The following is a 25,090-nucleotide window of genomic DNA, read 5'->3' on the forward strand; positions in this document are numbered from 1 at the left end:
AGGCGGAGCGATCCCTTCATCGGGATGGGTAGGCGGAACCGGGAAGGGAGGAACTTCGCCGGTTCCGCCGGTGTGGCGCCGCCCGGGAGGAGGAGATTCCCGTTCGGCGCCAAGGCAGCACGATCAGAACTTGTAGGAGAAACCTGCGAGGAAGCGACGACCGTAGCGCTGGTAGTCGATGATTTCGCGGTTATCGCCCGGGTTGGTGGTGACGAAAGGCTCGTCCGTCAGGTTCTGGCCCTGAATGTAGAGCGAGAGACCTTCAAGTGCGCTGCCCGCCTGGAAGTCATAACCGATCTGGGCGTCGATGATGGTCTCCGCCTTGGCGCGGCGGCGGACGCGGTTGGCCGCGAAGCCGGAGACTTCACCCAGGAAGGTCGAGCGGTAACGGACCGAGCCGCGCGCGTTGAACCCAGCCTTCTCGAAGTAGGCGGTGCCGTTGGCGACCCACTTGGAGTAGCCGGGCAGGTCGGTGGACGGCGAATCCGGCGTCGGCTTGATCTTGGTCTTCGTGTAGGCGACCGATCCGGTGACGCCGAAGCCTTCCAGCGCGGAGACGAAGGTCTCGAACGGCAGGGTGGTGGCGACTTCGACGCCGTAGAGCTTGCCGCCTTTGCCGTTGATCGGCGTCGTCAGCTCCGCCGTGGGCGAAAGCACCACGCCGTTGCCTGGATCCTGCAGCGACAGGGTGTCAGTCGGCACCGTGAACTGCTGGTTGTAGATGTAGCTCTTCAGATCCTTCCAGAAGAACTGTGCCGCGATGTAGCCCTTGCCGCTGAAGTACTGCTCGAACGTCAGGTCGATGGCGTTTGCGCGCCAGGGGCGCAGGTACGGGTTGCCCGATTCTCCGGTCACCTGAGCGACGCCGCCGGTGATGGTGTAATCGAACTTTTCCGACGCGCGCATGTCGTCGAGACGCGGGCGAATGATCTCGCGGGCCGCCGCGAAGCGCACCACGGTTTCGCTCGGGAAGCGCAGCGACAGGTTCATGCTCGGCAGGACATCGAGGTAGTCGACGCTGTCGTTGCGGACGAGCGCGCCGACGTTAGGCGAGCCGTTGGAGTTCTGGCCCAGCAGAACGGCGCTGGCGCCGCGGGAGTTCTGGTCCGTCCACTGCGCCTGCACGCCGAAGTTGCCGGTCAGGTGCGCCGAACCCACGTCCGCATCGAGGTTGCCCTGCAGGTAGGCGGTCATCAGGCGTTCGCGGATCGCGTAGCTCTTGACCACCACGTCGCCGTAGGGGTTGGCGACACGGTTGTAGATGCCGTCGCGCACGAGCGCGGCCGGATCGTAGCTGATGACCTGGCCAAGGCCGAGGTACTGAAGGCTGGTGAGACCGGTGCGGTACTGGTCCGGAACGGGGACGCTGGTCAGGCCGTCGGTGTTAGCGGCAAGGCCCAGGAAGTACTCTTCGGGCACCAGCGTCTTGGACCGGTTGGTGTAGTTCCAGCCGGCCTGGATCGAGTGCAGGAAGCCGCTTTCGAACTCATGCTCCACTTCGACGCGGTACTGCCAGAGCTCGTCCTTGATCCGGCGGTCGTTGTAGTAGCCGTCCTGGCCATTGATGATGCGGGTGCCGTCGACGGCCGTCTGGTCACCGCCCCAGCCCTGCGGGCTGGTCAGCAGGATGCTGCCGTAATCGCCGTAGTTGATCGTCGGCGAGAAGATGGCGCCTTTCGGGCTCATCGTGAAGCCGACGGTGTCGTAGGCGCCGACGAGGTAGCGGCCCGTCCCGGCGGTCGTCTCGATGCTGAGTTCGCTGCGGTCGGTCTTCGAGTAGCTGACATCCACGAAGGCCTTCCAGCCATCGTCGCCTTCCCACTTCGTGTTCCAGCCAAACGAGTAGAGCTTGGCGTGGCGGTTGAAGAGGTCGTTGCGGGCGAGGCCCTTGACGCCTGTGAAGGTGCCGTCCGTGACGAGCCCGTCCACCACGGTCGGGTTGGTCAGCACGGCGGTGTCGGTGTCCATGGACAACGGCAGCTCGACGCCGCGCTTGATCTGGTCGTCCTTGAAGTTCGAGTAGAACCCGTCGAGCGTGGTCGTCAGGTTGGGCGTCGGCTGCCATTGCAGGGTGCCGTTGAGGCCCAGGCGCTTCAGCTTGGTCGAAGTGACGTAGGACTTGGAGCCGCCGATCACGCGGCTGCCGTCGGCCGTCTCGCCATAACCCCAGGCGTTGAATTCCTGGATCTGGTAGGGCTCGTCGGTGTAGCTCGCACCCAGCGCGACGCCGATCGTGTCGTTGGCGAACTGGTCGACGTACATGCCGTTGATGCGGTAGCCCATGTCATCGGAACCGGCGTTCAGCTTGCCGAGATCGGCGTAGGAACCCCGTGCGCCGACCGAGATGATGCGCTTCCCGGCTTCCAGCGGGCGAATGGTGCGCATGTCGACGGTGCCCGACAGGCCCTGGCCGACGAGGCTTGCCATGGGCGTCTTGTAGACGTTGACGGCGCTGACGACTTCCGACGGGTACTGGTCGTATTCGACGGCGCGGTTGTCGCCGGTCGAGGTCTGTTCGCGGCCGTTCAGCAGCGTGGTCGAGAAGTCGGGCGCGAAGCCGCGGATCGCGATCGAGTTCGACCGGCCATTCACGCGCTGCGAGGTCAGGCCGGGCAGGCGGGCGATCGATTCCGCGATGGAAGCGTCGGGCAGCTTGCCGATGTCTTCGGCGGAAATGCTCTCGACGATCTGCTCGGCGGTGCGCTTCTCATTGATGGCGTTGAGCAGCGAGGCGCGAAAGCCGGTGACGACGATGGTGTCCGCGGCGGCTGCACCCTCGTCAGCGGGGCTTGCGTTCTGCGCGGATGCGGCGGCGGGAAGCGCTGCCGCGAAAAGGGCTGCGGCAACAGCCGTGCGCGATGAAACCGCGACGGCCGAAATCTCATTGCGTAGCGACATGACGTCCTCTCCTGAACCAGGCCGGCCCATTTCGCATGGTGTCCGGCGTTTCCTCCTGAAGAAGGGAGCCCGCGCATTGCTGCCGTAGCCCCCCTGTTCGCTGCTGCTTAGGAGGCTCCGGCGTTGCGCATAATATGGCATACGTATACGTGAGTGCTCTTGCGGCACCGGGCGTTGCATCCGGGCAACTGCCGCATCTTAGGGAACGGGCGCGATTGCAACGGGTTCGCGCGGCTCTGTGGCAATAAGGTGCCGCACGGGATGAGGATGAGGAATGGGACGTAAACCGACGAACCGGCCGACCAGCTTCGATATCGCCTATCGCGCCGGAGTTTCGCAGCCGACGGTGAGCCGGGCGTTGCGGGGGAGCAAATCCGTCAGCGCCGCGACACGCGCGCGGATCGAGGCGATCGCGCGGGAGCTGAACTACTCGGTAGACAAGAACGCATCCTCGCTGCGCTCGCAGCGGTCGAACACCATCGCCCTGCTTTTCTTCGAGGAGCAGTCGCCCGACGATTCGAAGATCAACCCCTTTTTCCTGGCCATGCTCGGGGCCATCACCCGCGAATGCGCCAACCGCGGCCTCGATCTTCTGATCTCCTTCCAGAAGCTGGAGGACGACTGGCACGTGCGTTACCAGGACAGCCACCGGGCGGACGGGCTGATCCTGCTGGGCTATGGCGATTACAAGCTCTACGAAAGCCGGCTGCGGCAGCTTGTGCGGCAGGGCACGCATTTCGTGCGCTGGGGAAGCGTGGACCAGGGCAGCCCTCGGGACGAGACGGGCGTGACGATCGGGTCGGACAACCTGGGCGCCGGGCGTCTTGCGGGGGAGCATCTTCTCGGGCTCGGGCGGAGGCGCATCGTCTTTCTCGGGCAGGCGGACGAACATTATCCCGAATTTGCCAAGCGCTACCGCGGCCTGTGCGAGGCGATGATCGCCAACGGTATCGCAGTCGACCCCCGGCTCCAGCGCGACGTCGTCAACCTTGAGGAGATGGGCCGCGAAGCGATGCGCGCCCTCATTGAGGAAGGCGTGCCCTTCGACGCCGTGTTCGCCGCCAGCGACCTGATCGGCATCGGCGCCATGCGCGCCCTTGCCGAGGCAGGGCTGTCGATCCCGGGCGACGTGGCGGTCATGGGCTTCGACGATCTCCCCGCCGCGAGCATGACGAACCCGCCGCTCACCACGATGATGCAGGATATCAAGCGGGCAGGGGCCGTGCTGGTAGAGACGCTGGCCTCCCAGATCGAAAGCGGAGAGGCGGTGTCCCGGACGCTGCCCGCCCATCTTGTCGTCCGCCGCAGCACCGCAGGGTCGGGTGCCCCGACCTGAGCGGAAGGCACCGAGGGCGGCCGTGCGGTGCCATGGCATTCGTATGCATGTTGTGACCGACAAGGCGGCGTGCAAGTCCGACGGACTGACCGGCAGGCGGCAGCGCGCCCGGTCCAAAGGCACGCCGTCAGGAGATCTGGTCCGGCGGGGGATCTGGGAAGGAATGCGATGAAGGACGCCATGATGGACAAGCCCCGGCAGGGCTGGGCAGGGCTGTGGAACATCAGCTTCGGCTTCTTCGGCATCCAGATCGGCTTCGCGTTGCAGAACGCCAACATGAGCCGGGTCTTCCAGTCGCTGGGCTCCAGCATCGACGATCTTCCGGCGCTCTGGGTCGCCGCGCCGCTGACCGGGTTGCTGGTGCAGCCGATCGTCGGGCATATGTCCGACCGGACCTGGCTGGGCCGGCTGGGGCGGCGGCGGCCTTACTTCCTTGCGGGCGCTATTCTGGCGACGATCGCGCTCATCGGGATGCCGGCAAGCGGGGGGCTGCTCATGGCCGCGCTGCTGCTGTGGATGCTGGATGCCAGCCTCAACGTCTCGATGGAGCCGTTTCGCGCCTTCGTCGGCGATATGCTGCGTCGCGACCAGCACACGGCGGGCTACGCGGTGCAGACCGCCTTCATCGGTGCGGGCGCCGTCGTCGGTTCGCTCTTCCCCTATGCGCTGGAGCACTTCGGCATTTCGAATGCCGCCGCGCTCGGCGAGATTCCCGATACGGTGCGCTACAGTTTCTGGGCCGGCGGCCTGGCGCTGCTTCTGGCGGTCGTGTGGACGGTGGTTTCCACGAGGGAGTACTCCCCGCAGGAAATGGCCGCGTTCGGGCAGGCGGAGGATGACGGAGCGGCGGACACCGCCGGAGCTCTGGCCCGGCGCAACATCCTGAGCGGGCTGCCGTGGATCGTGGCGGGCAGTCTTGTTGCGCTGGCCGTCTGGGCATGGGCGCTGGAGAAGGAGGTCTACCTCCTGGCCGCGCTCCTCGCCGGATACGGCATCGCGACCGGGCTGGCGATCCGCATGGCGCGGGCGGGGCGCAGCACGTCGATGCTGGCCGGGATCGTCGGCGATTTCTCCGGTATGCCGCCGCTGATGAAGCGGCTCGCGTTCGTGCAGTTCTTCAGCTGGTCCGCGCTGTTCATCATGTGGATCAACACCACGCCCGTCGTCGCTCAGTACCACTTCGGCTCGGCCGACCCGGCAAGTGCCGCCTATCAGGAGGCGGGCAACTGGGTGGGCGTGCTGTTTTCCGTCTACAACGGTGTCGCGGCCATTGCCGCGCTGGCCGTGCTGCCCATGCTGTCGGCGCGGATCGGAAAAGCGAGGACGCACGCGCTCTGCCTGGTCGCGGGGGCTGCGGGGTTCGCCGGGTTCATGATCCTGCGTGATCCCACGGCGCTCATCCTGTGCGAGCTTGGCATCGGCGTGGCCTGGGCCTCCATCCTGGCGATGCCCTACGCGATCCTGGCGAGCAGCCTGCCGCAGTCCAAGCTGGGCATCTACATGGGCCTCTTCAACGTCTTCGTGGTGCTGCCGCAACTTCTGGTGGCGACGGTCATGGGCTCGATCATGAAGGCGTTCTTCCCCGGCGAGCCGATCTGGACGATGGCTTTTGCGGCAGGCACTCTTCTCGTCGCCGCGCTTGCCTCCTTCCGGATCGCCATGCCGGACTGAGCGATAGAAGTGAGCGACGACGCGAAATAATAAACCTTCGCGAAGCATCGATGTTGCCCTAGAGGAGGGCCGAACAGGCACAAGCAAGAGGAGAGGACCCATGCGCGCCACCCCGGATTTTGATTTCGCTCTCGGTGAGAGCGCGCAGATGATTCGCGAAACCGTTGCCCGCTTCGCCGACGAACGCATCGCTCCCCTTGCCGCTCGGGCCGATGCGGAGGACTGGTTCCCCCGTGAACTCTGGCCCGAAATGGGCGAACTGGGCCTGCACGGCATCACCGTCGAGGAAGACTGGGGCGGTATCGGCCTCGGCTACCTCGAGCATGTCATCGCCGTCGAGGAAGTCAGCCGCGCCTCTGCTTCGGTCGGATTGTCCTATGGTGCCCACTCCAACCTGTGCGTCAACCAGATCCGCCGGTGGGGCAACGAGGAACAGAAGGCGCGTTACCTGCCCAAGCTTATCTCGGGCGAACATGTGGGCAGCCTTGCCATGTCGGAGGTCGGAGCCGGATCCGACGTTGTCGGCATGAAGCTGCGCGCCGATGCGGTCGGGGGCGGCTTCCGGCTCAACGGCACCAAGTTCTGGATCACCAACGGCACTTGCGCCGACACGCTCGTGGTCTACGCCAAGACCGGAGAAGGATCGAAGGGGATCACCGCCTTCCTCGTTGAGAAGGACACGCCGGGTTTCTCCATCGGGCAGAAGATCGACAAGATGGGCATGCGCGGTTCGCCCACCTGCGAGCTGGTGTTTGACGACTGTTTCCTGCCGGAAGAGAACGTCATGGGTCCGCTGCATGGCGGCGTGGGCGTGCTTATGAGCGGTCTCGACTACGAGCGCGTCGTGCTGGCGGGCTTGCAGCTCGGCATCATGCAGGCTTGCCTCGACACCGTCATCCCCTATCTGCGGGAGAGGAAGCAGTTCGGCAAGCCGATCGGGGCTTTCCAGTTGATGCAGGCGAAAGTGGCGGACATGTACGTCGCGCTGCAGTCGGCGCGCGCCTACGTCTATGCGGTCGCTCGTGCCTGCGACGCGGGGCAGACCACCCGCTTTGACGCAGCGGGCGCGATCCTGCTGGCGAGCGAGAACGCCTTTCGCGTCTCGGGGGAAGCTGTCCAGGCGCTGGGCGGCGCGGGTTACACGAAGGACTGGCCGGTGGAGCGCTACTTGCGTGACGCCAAGCTGCTCGACATCGGCGCCGGAACGAACGAGATCCGCCGTATGCTCATCGGTCGGGAACTGATCGGCGCCGCCTGAGGCAGCCGCGCGCCTGACGCTGCAAGCGACACGCCAAAGCATGGTCGAGCCGTAGACGCCGACCATGCTTTTTCTTTGCCTGCGCCGTTCAATGAGATACCATGGATCATATTCGGACGGCACGGGAGAGCCATGACGATGACGACCACTGCACAGGCTGCCGCGCCTGCATGCCCCGCGCACAGCGGACGAGACGACCGGAAGAGCGCCCGAATCGCCGAGGCCAATCTGAAACCGGCGGACGGCGCCCGCATCATCCGTTCCTTCGCCGCCTCGCGCGAGATATTGCGTTCTACCAGGGTGCGTCAGGCGGGGGCGAGTGCCGAGGTAGTGGATCTCAGCAGGCCGGACGAAATCTCGTTCTTCTTCCTCGACGGGGATGTTCACCGCAAGCGCCGCGCTGCGGTGGCGGGGCTCTTCGCTCCCCGGACCATCGCGACGCGCCACCGGGCGGTGATGGATCGCACGATGGATACGATCGTCGCCAAGCTTCAGGAGAGGGGTTCCGCACCCCTCGATGAACTGAGCTGGCAGATGGCGGTGGATGTCGCGGCGGAAATCGTCGGGCTGACCAACAGCGACAGCAACGCCAATCTCGCAAGGCGGGTCAAGGCCGTGCTCGAATCCTCGATCACTCGCAAGCCCGGATTCTTCAACGGATTGCTGTTCAACGCAAGAATGCTGGTCCACGTCGGGCGCTTCTGGAAGCATGACCTGGCGCCCGCCGTCGCCGCCCGCCGGCATCAGCCGCGCGACGACGTGATCACTCACATGGTACAGGCGGACTATTCCCGGAAGGGGATGATCATGGAATGCCTCAGCTACGGCGGGGCAGGCATGATGACCACGCGCGAGTTCATCGTGATGGCGGCGTGGCACCTGTTTGAAAAGCAGCCCCTGCGCGAGCGTTTCCTTTCCGGCAGCGAGGAAGACCAGATCGCGATCCTGGAGGAGATCCTGCGGCTGGAACCTGTGGCCTCGATGCTCCACCGCCGTGCGGCGGAGCCGCTGGCGGGCCCGGCCGGCATGGCGCTGGCGGAAGGGGAGACCGCCTGCGTCTCCATTCGCGAGGCCAATGTGGACGAGGCGATCACCGGCCCCTGTCCCTTCGAGATCGACCCCGATCGCGCGAAGCGGATGAAGGTGGCAGGGCCATACCTCAGCTTTGGGGACGGCCCCCACCGCTGCCCCGGCGCGCAAGTCGCCCTGCATGAGACGCGGTTGTTTCTCGACCGCCTGCTTCGGCTGCCGGGCATCCGCCTCACGGCCGAGCCGCGGGTGCTGTGGAACGCGCAGATCCAGGGCTACGAACTGCGCGGGGCGGTCGTCGCCTGTGATCCGTCCTGAGGCTGACGCATGGTGGCAGTGACGTTCATCGCGGTGGATGGCCGCGAAACGCGTATCGAGGCGACAACGGGGCTGTCGCTTATGGAGAACGCCGTAGCGGGTGGCATCGCGGCGATCGAGGCGGTCTGCGGCGGCAATGCCTATTGCGGCACGTGCCGGGTCTATGTCGTGTCCGAATGGCGCAGTGTGACGGGCAATATCACTGAGATCGAGGAGCCGATGATCGAGGCGAGCGGCGATGACGATCCCGGCGTGCGGCTCTCCTGCCAGATCGTCGTCACGCCCGAACTGGATGGGCTGGTGGTGCGAACGCCCGCATCGCAGGGCTAGGCGGCGGGCACCGGCACGATGGTGTGCGCCAGCCGCTCGACCTCCGAGCGATCGTGGCTGACGTAGAGGATCGGTAGGCGCAGTTCGTCCCGGATGCGTTCGATGAGCCGCAGGATTTCCTCGCGCCGCGCGCCGTCGACCGAGGCGAGCGGCTCGTCCATCAGCAGGAACGCGGGGTCGGAGAGCAGCGCGCGCCCGATCGCCACGCGCTGCGCCTCACCGCCCGATAACGTGGCGGGCATGCGATCGAGCAGGCCGGTTATGCCGAGGAGGTCGAGCGTGTGGTCCCAGTCCAGCCCCGCTCCCGGCCTCAGTCCGTATGCCAGGTTTCGGCGGACGCTGCGGTGCGGGAACAGCCGCAGGTCCTGGAACACGTAGCCGCAGCGGCGGTGCTCGGCAGGGAGGTCGATCCGCGCGGCGGCATCGAACAGCGGGGTTCCGGCGACGGCGATGCGGCCCCGCCTCGGGCGCAGGAGGCCGGCTACCGCATCCAGCAGGGTCGTCTTGCCCGCTCCCGAAGGTCCGAACAAGGCGGTAAGACCGGGGCCGGCGGTGAAGGCGTAATCAAGCCGCCGGTCGCCTCGCGCAAGAGTTATGGCGATGTCAAAGGACATGGCGGCCCTTTTCCTGCCCGCTGCGCCGCGCGAGCCCCTCCGACAGCACCAGCGCCATAAGCGAGAGGCCGACGGAGAGCATCGCCAGCCGCGCGACCTGCATGTCGGACCCCGGGATCTGCAGGGCGCTGTAGATCGCAAGGGGAAGGGTCTGCGTCTCGCCGGGGATGTTGGAGGCGAAGGTGATCGTCGCGCCGAACTCGCCCACTGAGCGCGCGAACCCCAGCACCAGCGCGGCCAGTATGCCGTTGACGCAGAGTGGCAGCGTGACGGTCGCGAAAGCGCGCCAGGGACCGGCGCCGAGCGTGCGGGCGGCACTCTCCAGCCGGCGATCGACGCCCTCCAGCGAAAGCCGCATCGCGCGCACCATCAGGGGCAGCGCCATGATCCCGGCTGCAAGCGCTGCGCCTGTCCACCGGAACAGGAAGGCAAGGCCTAGGGTCCGCTCCAGAAAGGCACCCGCCGCGGCATCCGGACCGAGCGCGATGAGCAGCAGCCAGCCCGTCACCACCGGCGGCAGCACGAGCGGCAGATGGACAAGCGCGTCGATCAGCACCTTGCCGGGAAAGCGCCAGCGGGCGAGCACCCAGGCGAGCGCAAAGGCGATCGGCAGAGCGGCGGCCATGGCAACGGCGCTCACCTTCAGGGAAAGGAGAAGCACCTCCCATTCTGCGGACGAAAGCGGGGCCATCGGCGGCGGCTTAGTGCGTGCCGAAGCCGAACCGGCGGAACAGGGACTTGCCCTGTGCCGAGACGAGGTAGCGGCGGAACGCCTCGCCCTCCGGGTTGCGGGACCTGGAAAGGGTGGCGACGGGGTAGCTGATCGGTGAGTGGCTGCTTGCCGGGAAAGTGCCGACCACGCGCACGCGGCTGTCGGCGCGCGCGTCCGTGGCGTAGACGATCCCCAGCGGCGCCGCGCCGCGATCGACCAGCGCCAGCGCCCCGCGCACGCTTTCGGCCGGGGCCAGTCGATCCACGACCGAGGCCCAGACCCCCAGCCGCGTCAGCGCCTCCTTCGCGTAGAGACCGGCAGGAACGCCGCCGGGACCGGCAATCGCCAGCCGCCCCTTGCCGAGCGCGCGGGCCAGAGCCATGCCGGGACCTATGCGCAGCCGCACGGCGCTTGCCCTTGGCGCGATGAGGACGAGCGTGTTGCGCAGGAACGAGACCCGAGTGCCGCGCCGCAGGAGGTTGCGCGCCTGCAGGTGGTTCATCCATTGCTCGTCGGCCGAGACGAACAGGTCGGCCCGGGCGCCTCCCGCGACCTGCCGTGCAAGGGCCGAGGAGGCGGCGAAGGAGATGCGCGGGCGAGGGTGGCCCTTGCGCGCCCAGGCGTCGGCGGCCGCGTTCATCGATTCCTGCAGGCTGGCCGCCGCCAGCACCAGCGCCGGCTCCTTGCGCGATGGCGCGGCTGTCGCGGCCGTGGCGGCGAGGAAGGTCAGCGCCGCCATCATGCTGGCCACGAACTTATGCATCAGGATCTCCGGTAGGGTACTGTATCCTACAGTATACTGCACGGCGCGGCAGGCAAGGGGCGCGTTCACCCCTTCTGCGAGGTACGCGGGCAGGGAAGGAGGCAAGCCGCGAGTGCATCGTAGTGCGGACCATGGGCTGACCGCGCCACCCCTGCCTGCAAGGCGCGGTAGTGTGCGAGGACGCTCTCCCCTTGCGCCGTCAAGTGCGCGCCGCTCATCGCGGAACGTCCGGGGGCGGTCTGGACCAGGGGGGTGTCCCAGCAGCGGTTCATCGTGTCCACGAGCAGCCAGGCACGCCGGTAGCTCATGCCCATGGCGCGGCCGGCAGCCGAGATGGACCCGTGTTTGCGGATGGCATCGAGCAGGTCGGCCTTGCCCGGCCCCATCGCGATTTCCTCGCCGGAATGGATCTGAATCTTGATCTTCAGGCGGCGCGCGTCAGTCATCGTGCGAATCTAGAGCGCGGCCATTGCCCCGCCAACCCCAGGACCGATGGCGTATGTCAGGCTGGCTATAAGGGTTAAGGGTTTTCCCCAGCGGCGTTCCGCCACCCCGCGCAACGCGGCGGTTCGCCGGTCTCCGGACGGCGGAACCGCATCAGTCAGAAGCCCCGGTGGTCGGACCACACTCTGGAACAATGCCGCCGTTTTCGATATACGAAGGGATGGGAAAGAAAGATCGCCTGACGCCGCAAAGGCACAGCGATCGGGAGAAGGGCGGCTGATGCACGGGAAGCCTGTGGTATCGCCCGGTAGGTAAGAGGATGGCCTATGAAGGTGGCGAACGACAATATCGTTAGACTACAAGGACTTGGCAAAGGTTCTTCGGACTGGGCCGCGCGTCGTCCGGCCGGCGGCGTCTATGCCGCACAGCGCCGCGACCATGAGCAGGAACACGACGGCCGCGGGCTGGCCATGGCGGTTCTTCTTTGCGTGGTGTGCTGGGGCGCGCTGGGGTATTTCCTGCTCGGATGACCCGGCCCGTGTTCGCGCTGGCGATGTGACGAAGCGCAGGGGAAGGGCGCGCGCAGCCGCAGCCTGCCCCCGGCAGTCTTCCGCACAGGGCAAGGGATCCATGATGAGCGAACGCGTCCTCTCCCTCGAAGGAGTCCACAACTTCCGCGACGCGGGTGGCTATTCCCTCAGCGGCGGAGGGCGCATGAGGCGCCGCATGGTCTGGCGCTCGGGCCAGCACCACGCCGCCACCGATACCGATCTTGACCGTATAGCCGCCCTCGACCTTGCCAGCGTCTTCGACCTGCGGTCCTCGCGTGAGCGTGCCGGCCATCCCTGCCGTCGGCCGCCGGAGTTTAGCGCACACGTCGTCCTCTGCGCAGATCCCGAGACACGCCACGCGCCGCATGTCGCGGCCTCAAAGGGGCTTCGCGGCCGGACGGTTCAGTCCACGCGCGATAGCCTTGCCCGCAATTACGCCCGCATAGTCTTCCGCCCGGAACTGCAGGTCATGATCCGGAACTGGTTCGCGGTGCTGGGGGAGGGGCAGGGCCCGAGCCTGGTCAACTGCATGGCGGGCAAGGACCGCACGGGCATCGCGGTGGCGCTGCTTCACGCCGCGATCGGCGTTCACCCGGACGACATCCTTGCCGATTACCTCCTGACGAACACGGCTGGCGACGTGGAGGCCCGCATCGCATCGGGCGCGGCGACGGTTCGTGCGATCACCGGACCGCTGGACGAGGCGGTTCTGCGCGTCCTGATGGGCGTTGAAGCGGCGTACCTTGAAAGCGCCTGGGCGGCCATTGATGAACGGTACGGAAGCCGCGATACTTATCTTGAGCGGGAGCTGGGTCTCGACGCAGCCGGACGGGAACGGCTGCGTGCCGCTCTGACGGAAGATTGACAACTTTAACCTATTAGGTTACAAGCCTCATCATCTGCGGCGGACGGGGCCTCGTCCGCCAAGGTGTCTCGGGTCGGCGTCGCGGGCGGTGCGCGGGTGTAAAGCCGTGGACCACGCCACGAGCGTCCTCCCGGAGCGGTTCACTGGACGGGCGGCACAGCGGCCCCTCCACCCCAACTTTCGTGCAATCGGTAGCCTTCTGCGTGAAGGCAGCTTCCCACGAAAGCGGACACAGCCCTGTCTTGCGAACTCGCACGGCCTGTCCGAACCGTCTCCGTCACAGGGTCGCGCCGGGCTGTCCTGACTGCTACCCGGCCGTTCGCACGACAGTCTCCCTCCCCGCGTTCCAGCAGGGACGCCCCGACGCCGGCCCGATTTTGCCTCGCGTTTCCCCCCAAGGCGTAAAGCCCGCATTCGCCAGCGGGCGTTTCCGCGCGTCCGCAGCGTACCGGCGGTCAGGCAAGGAATCCCTTCACATCGGCTATGAAGCGGTCGAACTGGTCGTGGTGCAGCCAATGGCCGGCGTTCTCGTATTCGATCAGTTGTGCAGTCGGGAAGTGGTCCATCCGGCCGTCGCCTGCCGGGCTGTTGGCGAAGCTGTCTTTGCCCCACAGCAAAAGCACCGGGCACGTGATTGCCTCCCACAGCGCGATGATCTGGTCGGTCGGCAGGTCCGACGTGGTCCAGACGTTCAGGTAGTTGTCGAACTTCCAGCTCCAGGTGCCATCCTCGTTGCGTGTCGCGCCGTGGATCGTGAGGTGGCGCGCCTGCGCGTCCGTGAGGAAGCCGTTCTCCTCCTTCATCCGCTGGTATGCGTCGCGCAGCGAAGCGTATTTGCGCACGGTGCGGCCAGACGCCTTGCGCTTCTCCTCGATCCACTGACGCAGCCTCTCTCCCGCGCCCCGGGCTTCCTGTTCGCGCCGCATGGCGGGCGGTGGGCCCAGGCCCTCGATATTGACGAACTTCGCCACCTTCTCCGGGTAGAGGCCGGTAAAACGCGTGGCGATGTTGCCTCCCAGCGAGTGCGCGACGACCGTCACCTGGTCCCGCCCCAGCGTATGCACGAGTTGGGCGAAGTCATAGACAAAGGCGTCCATGCCGTAGTGTCCTTCGGGCGACCATTCGCTGTCGCCATGACCGCGCAGGTCGGGGCAGATCACATGCCAGTCGTGCCGCAGCTCCTCGGCCACCCAGTCCCAGCTGCGGCAGTGATCGCGCCCGCCGTGCTGCAGGATCAGCGGCGGCGCCTCGGGATTGCCCCAGTCCACATAGTGAAGGCGCAGGCGCTGGGAGACGAAGCGGTTCGAAGTGGGGCCAAGCTGACTCATCATTCCCGATGGATGGGGGGCGGCTGCGCGCAGGTCAATGTGTCGTGGCGATCCCGCGTGCCGTCCTGCAATTTGCGGGGATGAAATAAAAGCTTGCGCCGCGCGTGCTTGGCAAACCCATGCGCGAGACCCTATCTCGCGGGCCAAGGAATTCACGCCGGAGACAGTTTAATGGCGACCACGCACAAGACCCGCATGCTCATCATCGGTTCCGGCCCGGCCGGACTTTCCGCCGCCATCTACGGTGCGCGCGCCGGAATGGAGCCGATCGTCGTGCAGGGCCTGCAGCCGGGTGGCCAGCTGACCATCACCACCGACGTCGAGAACTATCCCGGCTTCCGCGAGGTCATCCAGGGGCCCTGGCTGATGCAGGAGATGCAGGCCCAGGCCGAGCATGTCGGCACGCGCATGATGTGGGACACGATCACCAATGTGGACCTCAGCGGCGACGTCTTCGTCGCGCAGGGCGATTCCGGCGACACCTATGAAGGCGACACGCTCGTCATCGCCACGGGCGCGCAGGCCAAGTGGCTCGGCGTCCCGGGCGAACAGGAGCTTTCGGGCCGGGGCGTTTCCGCCTGCGCCACCTGCGACGGTTTCTTCTATCGCGGCAAGAAGGTGGTGGTCATCGGCGGCGGCAACACCGCGGTCGAGGAAGCGCTCTACCTCACCAACCACGCGACCGAGGTCGTGCTGATCCACCGCCGCGATTCGCTGCGGTCGGAGAAGATCCTGCAGGATCGCCTGTTTGCCCATCCCAAGATCAAGACCGTCTGGAACAAGCGCGTCGATCGCTTCGTGGCGGGAGAGGACGGGGCGCTCCGCGCTGTGGCCCTGACCGACACGCAGACCGGAGAAGAGAGCGAACTGCTGACCGACGGCGCCTTCGTCGCCATCGGTCACGCGCCTGCGACTGAACTCTTCAAGGGCAAGCTCGCCATGGACGAAACCGGTTACCTGATCGTAGAGCCGGGCACGCCCAAGACTGACATCCCCGGGGTTTTCGCGGCGGGCGACGTTTCGGATCACGTCTATCGGCAGGCGATCACCGCCGCTGGCGCTGGCTGCATGGCTGCGCTCGACGCCGAGCGCTACCTGGCGGAAAAGCTGCACCTGGCCGGCATCACGGAAACGGTGCAGGGCTGAAGAGAACGGAGGGGGGGAGCCGGCGTTTCCCCCTTTTGCCGTGCGGCTCAGTCGGTGAGGCTTGGACCCAGCGAAGGGTCTAGGTCACGCGGGCGCACAAGATGGACAAGCCGGCCGGTGCCGTCGCGCAGGTCCGCCCAGTTCTCGATGTCCAGTTCGATGACCGCGTAGGCCGCGGTGGGGAACTTGTCCTCCACCACATCGCGCAGCGGGCTGCTGCCGTCGTCCGGCACGAGATCGAAGATCAGATCCTCCAGCCCTGGGTTGTGCCCCACAAGAAGGATCGTGCGCGGATCGGAATCCTGTTCGCGCAGAACGTCGATCAGTGTTGCCGAACTGGCGAGATAGATGCGCCGATCCCACGTGATCGGCGGCGTTTCACCGGCCGCCTCGCCGGCGAGTTCGATCGTCTGCGTGACGCGGACTGCCGGTGAGGCGAGGATGCGCTTCCAGCCGACTGCGTGTTCGCGGATATGCTTGCCCATCAGGCCCGCGCCGGCCCTCCCCCGCGTGTTCAGCGGGCGATCGAAGTCCCGCAGGCGCGCGTCGGTCCAGTCCGATTTGGCGTGACGGAAGATACCGAGCGTTTTCATGGGCGAACTCTTGGACAGGGTGTCGGATACGGCGGATCAGTTCGGTGGGTCTGAAGCCTCGATCGTCTCGGCCGTGGCCCCTGAAGCATGATCGGCCACGCGCTGTAAAGCCTCGTCCAGCGAGACTCTCCGAATTGGCGTGCCCGCCGGAAAGGCGGAGAGCAGGCGTGACGGGAAAGCGGGGGAGAGGACGACGAAATGGCCGTGATCGTCGCGGCTGCGGATCAGGCGACCGAAGGCCTGCGCCAGCTTCGCCCGGATCAGGGTGTCGTCATAGACGCTGCCGCCGTTGGCGAGGCGCCGGGCGCGGTGCAGGATCGTCGGCCGAGGCCAGGGCACCTGCTCCATGACGACAAGCCGCAGCGAATGCCCGGGAACGTCCACACCGTCCCTCAGCGCATCGGTGCCGAGCAGAGAGGCCGCGGGATCGTCGCGGAAGATGTCCACGAGCGTGCCCGTGTCGATGGGATCGACATGCTGGGCGTAGAGCGGCAAGCCTCCGCGGGCGAGGCGATCGGCGATGCGGCCGTGAACGGCGCGCAGGCGGCGGATCGCCGTGAACAGCCCGAGCGCGCCGCCGCCCGACGCCTCGATCAGGCGCCCGAAAGCCGCCGACAGGGCGGGGATGTCCCCCTTGGGCACGTCCGTGACAATCAGAACTTCCGCCTGACTGGCGTAATCGAACGGGCTCTGATGGATGGACAGGCGCGGCGCGACATCGATGGTCGGCGTGCCTGACCGTGCGATTGCTTTCGTCCAGTCCTCCCCGTCGCGAAGCGTCGCCGACGTCATCACAACGCCGTGTGCGGGTTCGAGGACGACCTTGGCGAAGGGCTTCATCGGATCGAGCCAGCGCCGGTGAATACCAATGTCGAACTCCCGCGCTTCCGAGCGATCGACCGCCAGCCAGTCCACGTATTCGGGATCGGCCGGGCCACCGAGCCGATCGAGCAGCGATTCCCACGCTGCCAGAGTCTCGACACGCCAGGTCAGCGAATGGCGTGCGCCCTCGATGCGGGCGCGGCCTGGACTGTCGAGCCAGTCCGGCGGCTCCTCCAACAGCGCTTCCAGTCTCATGCCGAGACGGATCAGCGGCTGGCGCAGTTCAGCGAGCGCCATCCGCGCGGCCTGGGCGATCTCGACGAAGGCGCCGTCCAGACCGGCGGCTTCCGTCTCCAGGCCATAGCCGGCCTCCTGCCCCCCGCTTTCATCCCGGGCGTAGACCGTGGCCCGCACCGCCGCGAGCAGTTCCTCCAGCGGGCCGGAGGCAGCGTTCTCGAGGATGCGCTGCATCCAGCCGTCGCCGGGCAGCGCCTCGGCTGCGGCGCGTGCGGCGGTGATCGCCTGCGCCCCGGCCTCGTCGTAGCTGGCGATATCGGCGAGGCGGGCGGACAGGCCCCGGCGGCGGCCCTTCGAAGCCTTTTCAGGCCCGATCACCCAGCGGCGCAGTTCAATCGCCTCGGCTCCGCTCAGCGCGGCGGCGAAGGTGGAATCGGCGGCATCGAAAACGTGGTGGCCCTCGTCGAAGACGATGCGGGTCGGGCGTGATGCAGGATCGCGTCCCCGCGCGGCGTTGACCATCACGAGGGCATGGTTCCCGATGACGAGGTCGGCGCCGACGCTGGCGCGGGCCGCGCGTTCGATGAAGCATTTGCGGTAGTGCGGGCAGCCCGCATAGACGCATTCGCCGCGCCTGTCAGTGAGGGCCGCGATGCCGCGCTGGCGAAAAAGCGTTCCCAGCCAGCCGGGCAAGTCGCCGCCGATCATGTCGCCATCGCGTGAATAGGCGGCCCACCGCGCCACGAGCTGCGCCAGCACGGCGGCGCGCCCGGAAAAACCGCCTTGCAGCGCATCTTCAAGGTTGAGCAGGCACAGGTAATTTTCCCGCCCTTTGCGCACCACCACCGGCCGGGTGCCGTCGGCCCGGTGCTCCGGCCAGGCGCGGCGGCTCTCATGCCGGAGCTGGCGCTGCAGTGCCTTGGTGTAAGTGGAGACCCAGACGGTGCCGCCCGCCTTTTCGGTCCAGAGCGAGGTGGGCGCGAGATAGCCCAGCGTCTTGCCGATACCCGTGCCGGCCTGGGCAAGCAGGACATGCGGTCGTCCGGCGCGTTCGCGCGGCGCAAAGGCGTTCGCCGCCTCCACGGCATAGGCACGCTGGCCGGAGCGCTGTTCGGCGGTTGATCCGGTAAGCCGCGTCAGCCGTTCCAGCACCTCCTCCTCGCTGAGGACGACCTGACGCGGCTGTGGAGCCTCCGGCGTTTCCTCCCACTCGGGCAGCCGGGCGAACAGCCACCGCTCCGCCTGTGACGGACGCTGGATCCGCCCCGTCAGCAGCGTGGCCCAAGGCCAGCGCATCCGGATCAGCGATTGCAGTGCAGTCCAGGCACCTTCGCGTTCCGGCCATTCGGGATTGCCGCACATGTCGAGCAGGGCACCGGCTGCCTCCTGCAACAGGCGCGGCACGTCCGCATCGCCCTGCGGCTCCTCCAGATTGAGCGCGTGAGCCAGACCCTTGGGCGTGGGCACGACGAAGCGCGCCGGGTGCACGAAGGCGTATAGCTCCAGCAGATCGAGCCCGGACAGATCGGGATAGCCCAGGCGCGTCGCCAGAAGCGGGGCGTTGAGGATGAGAAGAGGCGTATCGGCTGCCGCCATGACCGCATCGCCCTTGGAGATCGGTCTGGTGCCACTGCCCGTCAGGTCCTGCTCACGCAGCCAGCAGCCGCCATGACTGGCGTGTAGGGCGGGAAGGGGCAATGCAGCCATGGTCCGGTCTTAGGGATGCGACAGACGATTTGGAACGGGATCGAGCCCCCGTTCACCAGAAAGATTACCATCTGATACACTTTTCCGGCTTGCCGCCTTTCTATCAAGATATATCTTGGAGTTATCAGACCAGATGAGAAGTGATGAACGATATGAAGTGTATTGACGCAGACCGCGCCGAACGCGGCGCCCGGCATGGCCGGGATGGTTCGCGGCGCCACGCCGGCGGTGGCGTCTTCGCCAAAGGTTTCCCCGGCGGCGGCGGCCGCGGCTGGGGCATGGGCCCGGACGGCGGTGGCTTCGGTGGCGGAGGCGCGCGCGGTGGTGGGCGGCGCAAGCGCCTGTTCGACCAGGCGGAACTGCAGCTCCTGATGCTCGCCCTGATCGTCGAAGCTCCCCGCCATGGCTACGAACTCATCCGGGAGGTCGAGGCGCTTTCGGGTGGAGAATACGCTCCCAGTCCCGGGGTGGTTTATCCTGCTTTGATCTTCATGGAGGAAACGGGCCTCATTGCTCCGGCTGCGGACGAAGCCAGTCGCAGCAAGGCGTTCGCCGCCACGGAGCGGGGCATAGCCAGGGTACGGGAACAGGAAAGCAGCATCGCTGAACTCAAGAGCCGACTTTCCGCCCTGCTGGAGCAGCGGGACCGCATCGACCCCGCGCCTGTCCGCCGTGCGTTCCATGCGCTCAAGACCGCCGTTTTCGACCGGCTGTCGCAGGAAGGCACCGACCGGGATTTCATACTCAAGGTCGCCGATGTGATCGACGACGCGACCCGCACGATCGAAAGGATCGAGACGTGAACACTATCGAAGCCACTGTGAAGACTGAAAACGGCGGGAAATACGTCCGCCAGCTCTGCAAGCACTGGAGCCACAAGCTGGAAACGCAGGTCGATGGGGACGTGGGAACCGTGACTTTCCCCAACGCGGTCTGCACCATGGCCGCCGATGGCGAGAGCATCGCCATCACCATCACCGGGGAAGAGCGCGAGGCGGTGCAGCGCCTGACCGACGTGGTCGCCACTCACATCGACCGCTTCGCCTTCCGGGAAGCGCCGCTGGAGTACAACTGGACCTGGCGGAAACTGAAATCAGGGCGAGCGGAGCGCCGGTTCCGCTCGCTTCCCGCAGGAGGGCGATAAGGCGGCGACTCCGGCCTTGCGAAAGTCGCGCATTTCGCCAATTAGCGCCGCATGACTGACAATGCCCTGATCGAAGCCGCACGTGTGTCCAAGGCCTGGCCCTTCCAGGAGGCCCAGAAGCTGCTCAAGCGTTATCCGCAGGGCAAACCGAACGGCGCACCCGTGCTGTTCGAAACGGGGTATGGCCCCTCGGGGCTTCCCCATATCGGCACCTTCCAGGAGGTACTTCGCACCACCCTCGTGCGCCGGGCCTACGAAGCGCTGACCGGCGGCGCGCCCACGCGTCTGGTCGCCTTTTCCGATGACATGGACGGGCTGCGCAAGGTGCCCGACAACATCCCCAACGCGGATGTGCTGGCGGCCAATCTTGGAAAGCCTCTCAGCCGCATTCCGGATCCTTTCGGCACGCACGAGAGCTTCGCTCATCACAACAATGCGATGCTGCGCGACTTCCTCGACCGTTTCGGCTTCGACTACGAATTCGTCTCGGCGAGCGACCGGTACAATTCGGGCCAATTCGACGCCGCACTGACCCGGGTGCTGGAATGCAACCAGGCCATCCTCGACGTCATGCTGCCGACCCTGCGCGAAGAACGCCGCAAGACGTACTCGCCCGTGTTGCCCGTCTCGCCCACTACGGGCGTCGTGCTGCAGGTTCCGGTCGAAGTGCTCGATCCCGCCACCGGCCTCATCCGCTTCACTGACGAGGACGGCACCGTCGTTGAGCAATCGGCCTTCGGGGGCAAAGCGAAGCTCCAGTGGAAGGTCGACTGGGCCATGCGCTGGTACGCGCTGGGCGTCGACTACGAGATGTGCGGCAAGGACCTTACGGACTCGGTCACGCAGTCCGGCAAGATCGTGCAGATCCTCGGCGGTCGCAAGCCCGAGGGCCTGATCTACGAGCTGTTTCTGGACGAGAACGGGGAGAAGATCTCCAAGTCCAAAGGCAATGGTCTGACCATCGAGCAGTGGCTGACGTACGGCACCGAGGAATCGCTCGGCTTCTACCTCTTCCGTGAGCCCAAGAGCGCCAAGCAGCTCCACGTGGGCGTGATCCCCAAGGCGGTCGACGAGTACTGGCAATTCCGCGGCAACCTTGCAGGGCAGCCGCTCGACAAGCAGCTGGGCAACCCGGTGTGGCACCTGCTGCGCGCAAACGGCGACGAAGAAGGCGCGGGCGATACCGTGCCGGTCACATTCTCGCTGCTGCTCAACCTCGTCGGTGTGCTCGGCGCCGATGCCACGGCGGAGCAGGTCTGGTCCTACCTCGGCAACTACGTGGCCGATGCCAGTCCCGAAGCCCATCCCGATCTTGCCGAGATGGTGCGGGCCGCGCTCGCCACCAACCGGGACTTCATCGCACCCACGCTGCAGCGTCGTGCTCCCCTTGGCGGCGAAGTGGCTGCGTTGCGGGAACTCGATGACAAGCTTGCCGCTCTCGGTGATGAAGCCTCCGCGGAGGAACTGCAGAACATCGTCTACGAAATCGGCAAGAACGAGACCTACGGCTTCGAAAGCCTGCGCGACTGGTTCAAGGCGCTCTACGAGACGCTGCTGGGCTCACCGCAGGGGCCGCGCATGGGAAGCTTTATCGCGCTTTATGGGGTGGCGGAAACGCGCAAGCTCATCGCCGAGGCTCTGGCTGCCTGAACCCCGCGCCGCCCGGCGCGAGCCGGGTGACGGGACGGCCTCGCTACTGCCAGAGCCGGGTTCGAAACCATTTTGTGACGACGTACTTCACGCCGCGCAGCACCGGTCGCGCGGCGTGCATCGTCCACGGATTCGGCGTGCCATCCGGCTGGGCGTTGTTCCACAAGAGCAGCGTGCCGGTCCGGGGCGGAATGCTCAGCGCGACCCGCGTAAAATCCGTGGTGCCGCCTTCATCGACCGCGTTGAGGTAGACCATCGCAGTCCAGCTGCGCTGCCCGCCGCAGCGCCGTTCCTGGCGCCAGTAGCTGGCGTCGGTATCGAACCAGTCGCAATGCTCATTGAAGAACTGGCCGCAGGTGTATCGCTGACCCTGCGCGGCCTCGCCCCAGGTGGCGGCGATGCCGGTGATGGCCGAAAGCTTCCTTTCAAGCCGGCGCACACAGAGAGCACCGGCGTCGATATCGCCCGAGTAGCTCGTTCGGTAATCCGGCCAGAGGTCCTGCTCGACGAGGCTTGACGGAGTGGCCACCGCATCGATCAGGGCGATGAGACGGGCGCAGGTGGCGGCGGGAAGAAAGTTATCGATCGCATAGATCTCCGCCCGTTCCTCCGGCAGGCGGCGGGCAAGCGGCTGGAGCGAGAGACGCTCGCGAACAGTCGCGCCGATCCGGGCAAGGGCCTTTCGGTCAGGATGAACGGCAGTCGCCATGACGCCGCAGAGTATCCGGATCTTGGGCGGGATCAATGCCTGCTACAGCTATCGGCCGGGCGGCATGGGGTAAGTCAAAGGAAAACTCCCGGAGGCATCCTCCGGGAGTTCGATCAGGGCATCAGTGGCGGTCTCGTCTTACCAGAAGAAATCGTAAATCACGTCGACCACCTGGCCGCTGTAGATGTCCACCAGCATGACGTCGTCGTAGTAACGGATCCAACGGTAGGGGCCATAGACCGGCGGCAGGCGGTACTGCCACGGATCGTTGATCCAGTAGCGGTTGCCGTAGAACATCGAGCCGAGAGAGAAGCCGATGCTCACCCGTCGATAGGCGTAGCCGCTGTAGGGCGCGTAGTAGCGGCCCGGCCGGTAGATGCCGCGATTGCGGTCGCGGTAGCGCTGCCAGTCGTACCGGTTGTCACGCCGCCAGTCGTTGCGGTTCCAGGCCTGATAGCGACCGCCGTCGCTGTTGCGCCAGCGCTCGTTGCCCCGCGAGTCATTGTCGCGTCGGTCGTTGTCCCGCCAGCGGTCATTGTCGCGTCGGTCGTTATCTGCGCGCCAGGCGGGATTGCGGTTGCGATCGCCGTCTTGGCGACGATCATTATCCGCCCGCCAGGACGGTCCTCGGTCGCGGCCATCATTGCCGCGGTCCGGACGCTGACTGCGGTCGCCCCCGGGCCGGCCGCTCTGCCAGCTGCCGCGCGGGTCGTTCGGGCGTTGCACCTGCACCTGCCGCTGCTCGCGCTCGCGTGCCTGGCGAAGCTGCGTCCCCAGATCGACACGCGCGTTCTCCCGCGGTGCCTGGAAAATGCGCTGCGGCTGCTGCGCCCGCTGAGGGCGCTGTGCAGGCTGAGGGCGCTGTGCAGGCTGCGCCCGTTGCGGCGGTGCGCTGCGTCGCTCGCCGAAGCCGCCGCCGCGCTGCGGGCGTTCCGCACGCGCGCCGCCCCGATCATCGCGCTGCGCGAAGCTGGGGGGAGCGAAGCTGGTCACCGCAAGCGCCATCGCGGCGGCGGTGAGCATCGCTCCTGTCTTCCTGTTAATCTTTGCCATGTTCCGGTTCTCCAAACCGAATTGCCGGACGGCGATCGCGGCTCATCGTGAAATGTTTCTAGCACTCTCGCGCTGTCGCATAGGTGAACCGTCTCGTAGCCTCCCGTTCAGCGTTGGATTGCTGAAAATGAATGAGCCGCCGTCCGCATCCGGACGACGGCTCACTATCGTTTCGCTTGAGGCGAGGATCAGCGGGTGAGTTTCTTATACGCGAGACGGGTCGGACGATCCGCTGCGTCACCCAGGCGACGACGCTTGTCCTCTTCGTACGCGGCGAAGTTACCTTCGAACCACTCGACATGGCTGTCGCCTTCGAACGCCAGGATGTGCGTTGCGAGACGATCGAGGAAGAAGCGGTCGTGGCTGATGACCACGGCGCAGCCAGCGAAGTTCTCGATCGCCTCTTCCAGCGCCGCCAGCGTCTCGACGTCGAGGTCGTTGGTCGGTTCGTCAAGCAGCAGTACGTTGCCGCCCTGCTTGAGCATCTTGGCGAGGTGAACGCGGTTGCGCTCACCACCCGACAGCTTGCCGACGTTCTTCTGCTGGTCCTGACCCTTGAAGTTAAACGCACCCACGTAGGCGCGGGTCGACATGTCGTGACCGTTGACCTTCATGTAGTCCAGCTTGTCCGAGATCTCCTCCCAGACGTTGTTGGATCCGTCCAGGTGATCGCGGTTCTGGTCAACGTAGCCGAGGTGGACGGTCGAACCGATCTCGATCTCGCCCGAGTCCGGCGTCTCCTGGCCGGTGATGAGCTTGAACAGGGTCGACTTGCCCGCGCCGTTGGGGCCGATGACCCCGACGATGCCGCCCGGCGGGAGGATGAACGAGAGGTCCTCGAACAGCAGCTTGTCGCCGAAGGCCTTGGAGATGTTCTTCGCCTCGATGACCTTGCCGCCAAGACGCTCGGGAACTTGGATGACGATCTGCGCCGAGCCGGGCTTGCGGTTGTCCTGCGCGGCCACCAGTTCCTCGAACTTCTTGATACGGGCCTTGGACTTGGTCTGGCGGCCCTTGGTTCCGGCGCGGATCCACTCGAGTTCGTCGTTGATCGCCTTCTGACGGCCGGACGCCTCGCGGTCCTCCTGCGCCAGGCGCTTTGCCTTCTTCTCGAGGTAGGTCGAATAGTTGCCCTCGTAGGGGAAGTACTTTCCGCGGTCGAGCTCCAGAATCCAGCCCACCACATTGTCGAGGAAGTAGCGGTCGTGGGTGATCATCAGCACCGCGCCGTGGTATTCCTTGAGGTGGTTTTCCAGCCAGTTCACGCTTTCGGCGTCAAGGTGGTTGGTTGGTTCGTCCAGCAGCAGGATGTCGGGCTTCTGGATGAGGAGGCGGGTCAGCGCGATGCGGCGCTTCTCACCGCCCGAAAGGCTTTCGACTTCCCAGTCGCCCGGAGGGCAGCGCAGCGCTTCCATCGCGACTTCAAGCTGGTTGTCGAGCGACCAGCCGTCGACCGCGTCGATCTGGTCCTGAAGCGTGCCCATCTCCTCCATGAGCGCGTCGAAATCGACGTCCGCCGGCGGATCGCCCATGATCATCGAGATTTCGTTGAAGCGATCGAGCTTGTCCGCGATCTCGCGCGCGCCGTCCTTGACGTTCTCAAGTACGGTCTTGCTGGGATCGAGCTGCGGCTCCTGCGGCAGGTAGCCAACGGTGATGTTCTCACCTGCCCAGGCTTCGCCGGTGAAGTCGGTGTCGATGCCGGCCATGATCTTCATCAGGGTCGACTTGCCGGCGCCGTTGGGGCCGACGATGCCGATCTTGGCGCCCTGGTAGAACTGGAGGCTGATGTTGCTGAGTACCGGCTTCTGGGCTGCCGGGAAGGTCTTGGTCATGCCCTTCATGACATAGGCGTATTGGGCGGCCATCGGGTTCCTCTGGATGGAAATTCGAGTACGTGGAAGTTGGTCGT

The 25,090-nt window shown here is 66.1% G+C and carries 22 protein-coding genes; 11 read left to right on the plus strand and 11 right to left on the minus strand.

Features of this window, described 5'->3' with window-relative positions; genetic code table 11:
- Positions 1–123: 123 nt before the first annotated feature.
- A complete protein-coding gene (locus C2R25_RS18360; protein ID WP_103730554.1) occupies positions 124–2,898 on the minus strand; it encodes a TonB-dependent receptor in 2,775 nt (924 codons plus the stop codon).
- Between the two features lie 274 nt (positions 2,899–3,172).
- Here C2R25_RS18360 and C2R25_RS18365 point away from each other — a divergent pair, with 274 nt between their 5' ends.
- From C2R25_RS18365 to C2R25_RS18385, 5 genes are all read left to right on the plus strand, one after another.
- A complete protein-coding gene (locus C2R25_RS18365) occupies positions 3,173–4,234 on the plus strand; it encodes a LacI family DNA-binding transcriptional regulator (protein ID WP_103730555.1) in 1,062 nt (353 codons plus the stop codon).
- A 183-nt stretch (positions 4,235–4,417) separates the two neighbouring features.
- The gene (locus C2R25_RS18370; protein ID WP_103730630.1) at positions 4,418–5,905 is read left to right on the plus strand and encodes an MFS transporter; all 1,488 of its coding nucleotides are present in this window, start codon (positions 4,418–4,420) and stop codon (positions 5,903–5,905) included.
- Positions 5,906–6,005: 100 nt separating this feature from the next.
- Positions 6,006–7,163 carry an isovaleryl-CoA dehydrogenase gene (locus C2R25_RS18375; RefSeq protein WP_103730556.1) on the plus strand — a complete coding sequence of 386 codons (1,158 nt, stop codon included), beginning with the start codon at positions 6,006–6,008 and terminating at the stop codon, positions 7,161–7,163.
- Between the two features lie 138 nt (positions 7,164–7,301).
- Positions 7,302–8,510, plus strand: coding sequence for a cytochrome P450 (locus tag C2R25_RS18380; protein ID WP_103730631.1), 1,209 nt, complete (start codon positions 7,302–7,304; stop codon positions 8,508–8,510).
- Between the two features lie 9 nt (positions 8,511–8,519).
- Positions 8,520–8,840, plus strand: coding sequence for a 2Fe-2S iron-sulfur cluster-binding protein (locus tag C2R25_RS18385; protein ID WP_103730557.1), 321 nt, complete (start codon positions 8,520–8,522; stop codon positions 8,838–8,840).
- On the opposite strand, the gene C2R25_RS18390 is transcribed toward C2R25_RS18385, so the two are convergent.
- From C2R25_RS18390 to C2R25_RS18405, 4 genes are all read right to left on the minus strand, one after another.
- Complete coding sequence (locus C2R25_RS18390) at positions 8,837–9,454, minus strand: ATP-binding cassette domain-containing protein (RefSeq protein WP_103730558.1); 618 nt, start codon at positions 9,452–9,454, stop codon at positions 8,837–8,839. The genes C2R25_RS18385 and C2R25_RS18390 overlap by 4 nt on opposite strands.
- Entirely contained in the window at positions 9,444–10,145 is a 702-nt protein-coding gene (modB, locus tag C2R25_RS18395; RefSeq protein WP_103730559.1) for a molybdate ABC transporter permease subunit, read from the minus strand. The genes C2R25_RS18390 and modB overlap by 11 nt, the downstream gene beginning before the upstream one ends.
- A gap of 10 nt (positions 10,146–10,155) precedes the next feature.
- A complete protein-coding gene (gene modA, locus C2R25_RS18400; RefSeq protein ID WP_233204138.1) occupies positions 10,156–10,929 on the minus strand; it encodes a molybdate ABC transporter substrate-binding protein in 774 nt (257 codons plus the stop codon).
- A gap of 65 nt (positions 10,930–10,994) precedes the next feature.
- Positions 10,995–11,375, minus strand: a complete 381-nt coding sequence (locus tag C2R25_RS18405) for a winged helix-turn-helix domain-containing protein (protein WP_103730560.1) — start codon at positions 11,373–11,375, stop codon at positions 10,995–10,997.
- A 324-nt stretch (positions 11,376–11,699) separates the two neighbouring features.
- On the opposite strand from C2R25_RS18405, the gene C2R25_RS18410 reads away from it, so the two are divergent.
- The gene (locus C2R25_RS18410; protein ID WP_103730561.1) at positions 11,700–11,903 is read left to right on the plus strand and encodes a hypothetical protein; all 204 of its coding nucleotides are present in this window, start codon (positions 11,700–11,702) and stop codon (positions 11,901–11,903) included.
- Positions 11,904–12,006: 103 nt separating this feature from the next.
- Positions 12,007–12,789, plus strand: coding sequence for a tyrosine-protein phosphatase (locus C2R25_RS18415; RefSeq protein ID WP_103730633.1), 783 nt, complete (start codon positions 12,007–12,009; stop codon positions 12,787–12,789).
- 455 nt (positions 12,790–13,244) lie between these two features.
- Here the strand turns inward: C2R25_RS18415 and C2R25_RS18420 are convergent, their stop codons facing one another.
- Positions 13,245–14,117, minus strand: coding sequence for an alpha/beta fold hydrolase (locus tag C2R25_RS18420; protein WP_103730562.1), 873 nt, complete (start codon positions 14,115–14,117; stop codon positions 13,245–13,247).
- A gap of 171 nt (positions 14,118–14,288) precedes the next feature.
- Between C2R25_RS18420 and trxB the strand changes: the two genes are divergently transcribed.
- Positions 14,289–15,263 carry a thioredoxin-disulfide reductase gene (gene trxB, locus C2R25_RS18425; RefSeq protein WP_103730563.1) on the plus strand — a complete coding sequence of 325 codons (975 nt, stop codon included), beginning with the start codon at positions 14,289–14,291 and terminating at the stop codon, positions 15,261–15,263.
- 47 nt (positions 15,264–15,310) lie between these two features.
- Here the strand turns inward: trxB and C2R25_RS18430 are convergent, their stop codons facing one another.
- Complete coding sequence (locus C2R25_RS18430; RefSeq protein WP_103730564.1) at positions 15,311–15,856, minus strand: histidine phosphatase family protein; 546 nt, start codon at positions 15,854–15,856, stop codon at positions 15,311–15,313.
- A gap of 36 nt (positions 15,857–15,892) precedes the next feature.
- Positions 15,893–18,622 (minus strand): ATP-dependent DNA helicase, encoded by a 2,730-nt coding sequence (locus C2R25_RS18435; protein ID WP_103730565.1) that lies wholly within the window; start codon positions 18,620–18,622, stop codon positions 15,893–15,895.
- Positions 18,623–18,765: 143 nt separating this feature from the next.
- Here C2R25_RS18435 and C2R25_RS18440 point away from each other — a divergent pair, with 143 nt between their 5' ends.
- From C2R25_RS18440 to C2R25_RS18450, 3 genes are read left to right on the plus strand one after another with little or no spacing between them, the layout of a single operon-like run.
- Positions 18,766–19,425: a PadR family transcriptional regulator gene (locus C2R25_RS18440; RefSeq protein ID WP_103730566.1), complete on the plus strand. Its 660-nt coding sequence runs from the start codon at positions 18,766–18,768 to the stop codon at positions 19,423–19,425.
- Positions 19,422–19,766 (plus strand): DUF2218 domain-containing protein, encoded by a 345-nt coding sequence (locus tag C2R25_RS18445; RefSeq protein WP_103730567.1) that lies wholly within the window; start codon positions 19,422–19,424, stop codon positions 19,764–19,766. The genes C2R25_RS18440 and C2R25_RS18445 overlap by 4 nt, the downstream gene beginning before the upstream one ends.
- Positions 19,767–19,817: 51 nt before the next feature.
- Positions 19,818–21,416 (plus strand): lysine--tRNA ligase, encoded by a 1,599-nt coding sequence (locus tag C2R25_RS18450; RefSeq protein ID WP_103730568.1) that lies wholly within the window; start codon positions 19,818–19,820, stop codon positions 21,414–21,416.
- A 43-nt stretch (positions 21,417–21,459) separates the two neighbouring features.
- On the opposite strand, the gene C2R25_RS18455 is transcribed toward C2R25_RS18450, so the two are convergent.
- The 3 genes from C2R25_RS18455 to ettA form a co-directional block, all read right to left on the minus strand.
- Positions 21,460–22,125, minus strand: coding sequence for a 2OG-Fe(II) oxygenase (locus C2R25_RS18455; RefSeq protein ID WP_103730569.1), 666 nt, complete (start codon positions 22,123–22,125; stop codon positions 21,460–21,462).
- Between the two features lie 138 nt (positions 22,126–22,263).
- Positions 22,264–23,178 (minus strand): RcnB family protein, encoded by a 915-nt coding sequence (locus C2R25_RS18460; RefSeq protein ID WP_103730570.1) that lies wholly within the window; start codon positions 23,176–23,178, stop codon positions 22,264–22,266.
- Positions 23,179–23,366: 188 nt separating this feature from the next.
- Positions 23,367–25,046 carry an energy-dependent translational throttle protein EttA gene (gene ettA / locus C2R25_RS18465; protein ID WP_103730571.1) on the minus strand — a complete coding sequence of 560 codons (1,680 nt, stop codon included), beginning with the start codon at positions 25,044–25,046 and terminating at the stop codon, positions 23,367–23,369.
- Positions 25,047–25,090 lie beyond the last annotated feature (44 nt).

This window comes from Novosphingobium sp. HII-3, from assembly GCF_002916655.1.
GTDB lineage: Bacteria > Pseudomonadota > Alphaproteobacteria > Sphingomonadales > Sphingomonadaceae > Novosphingobium > Novosphingobium panipatense.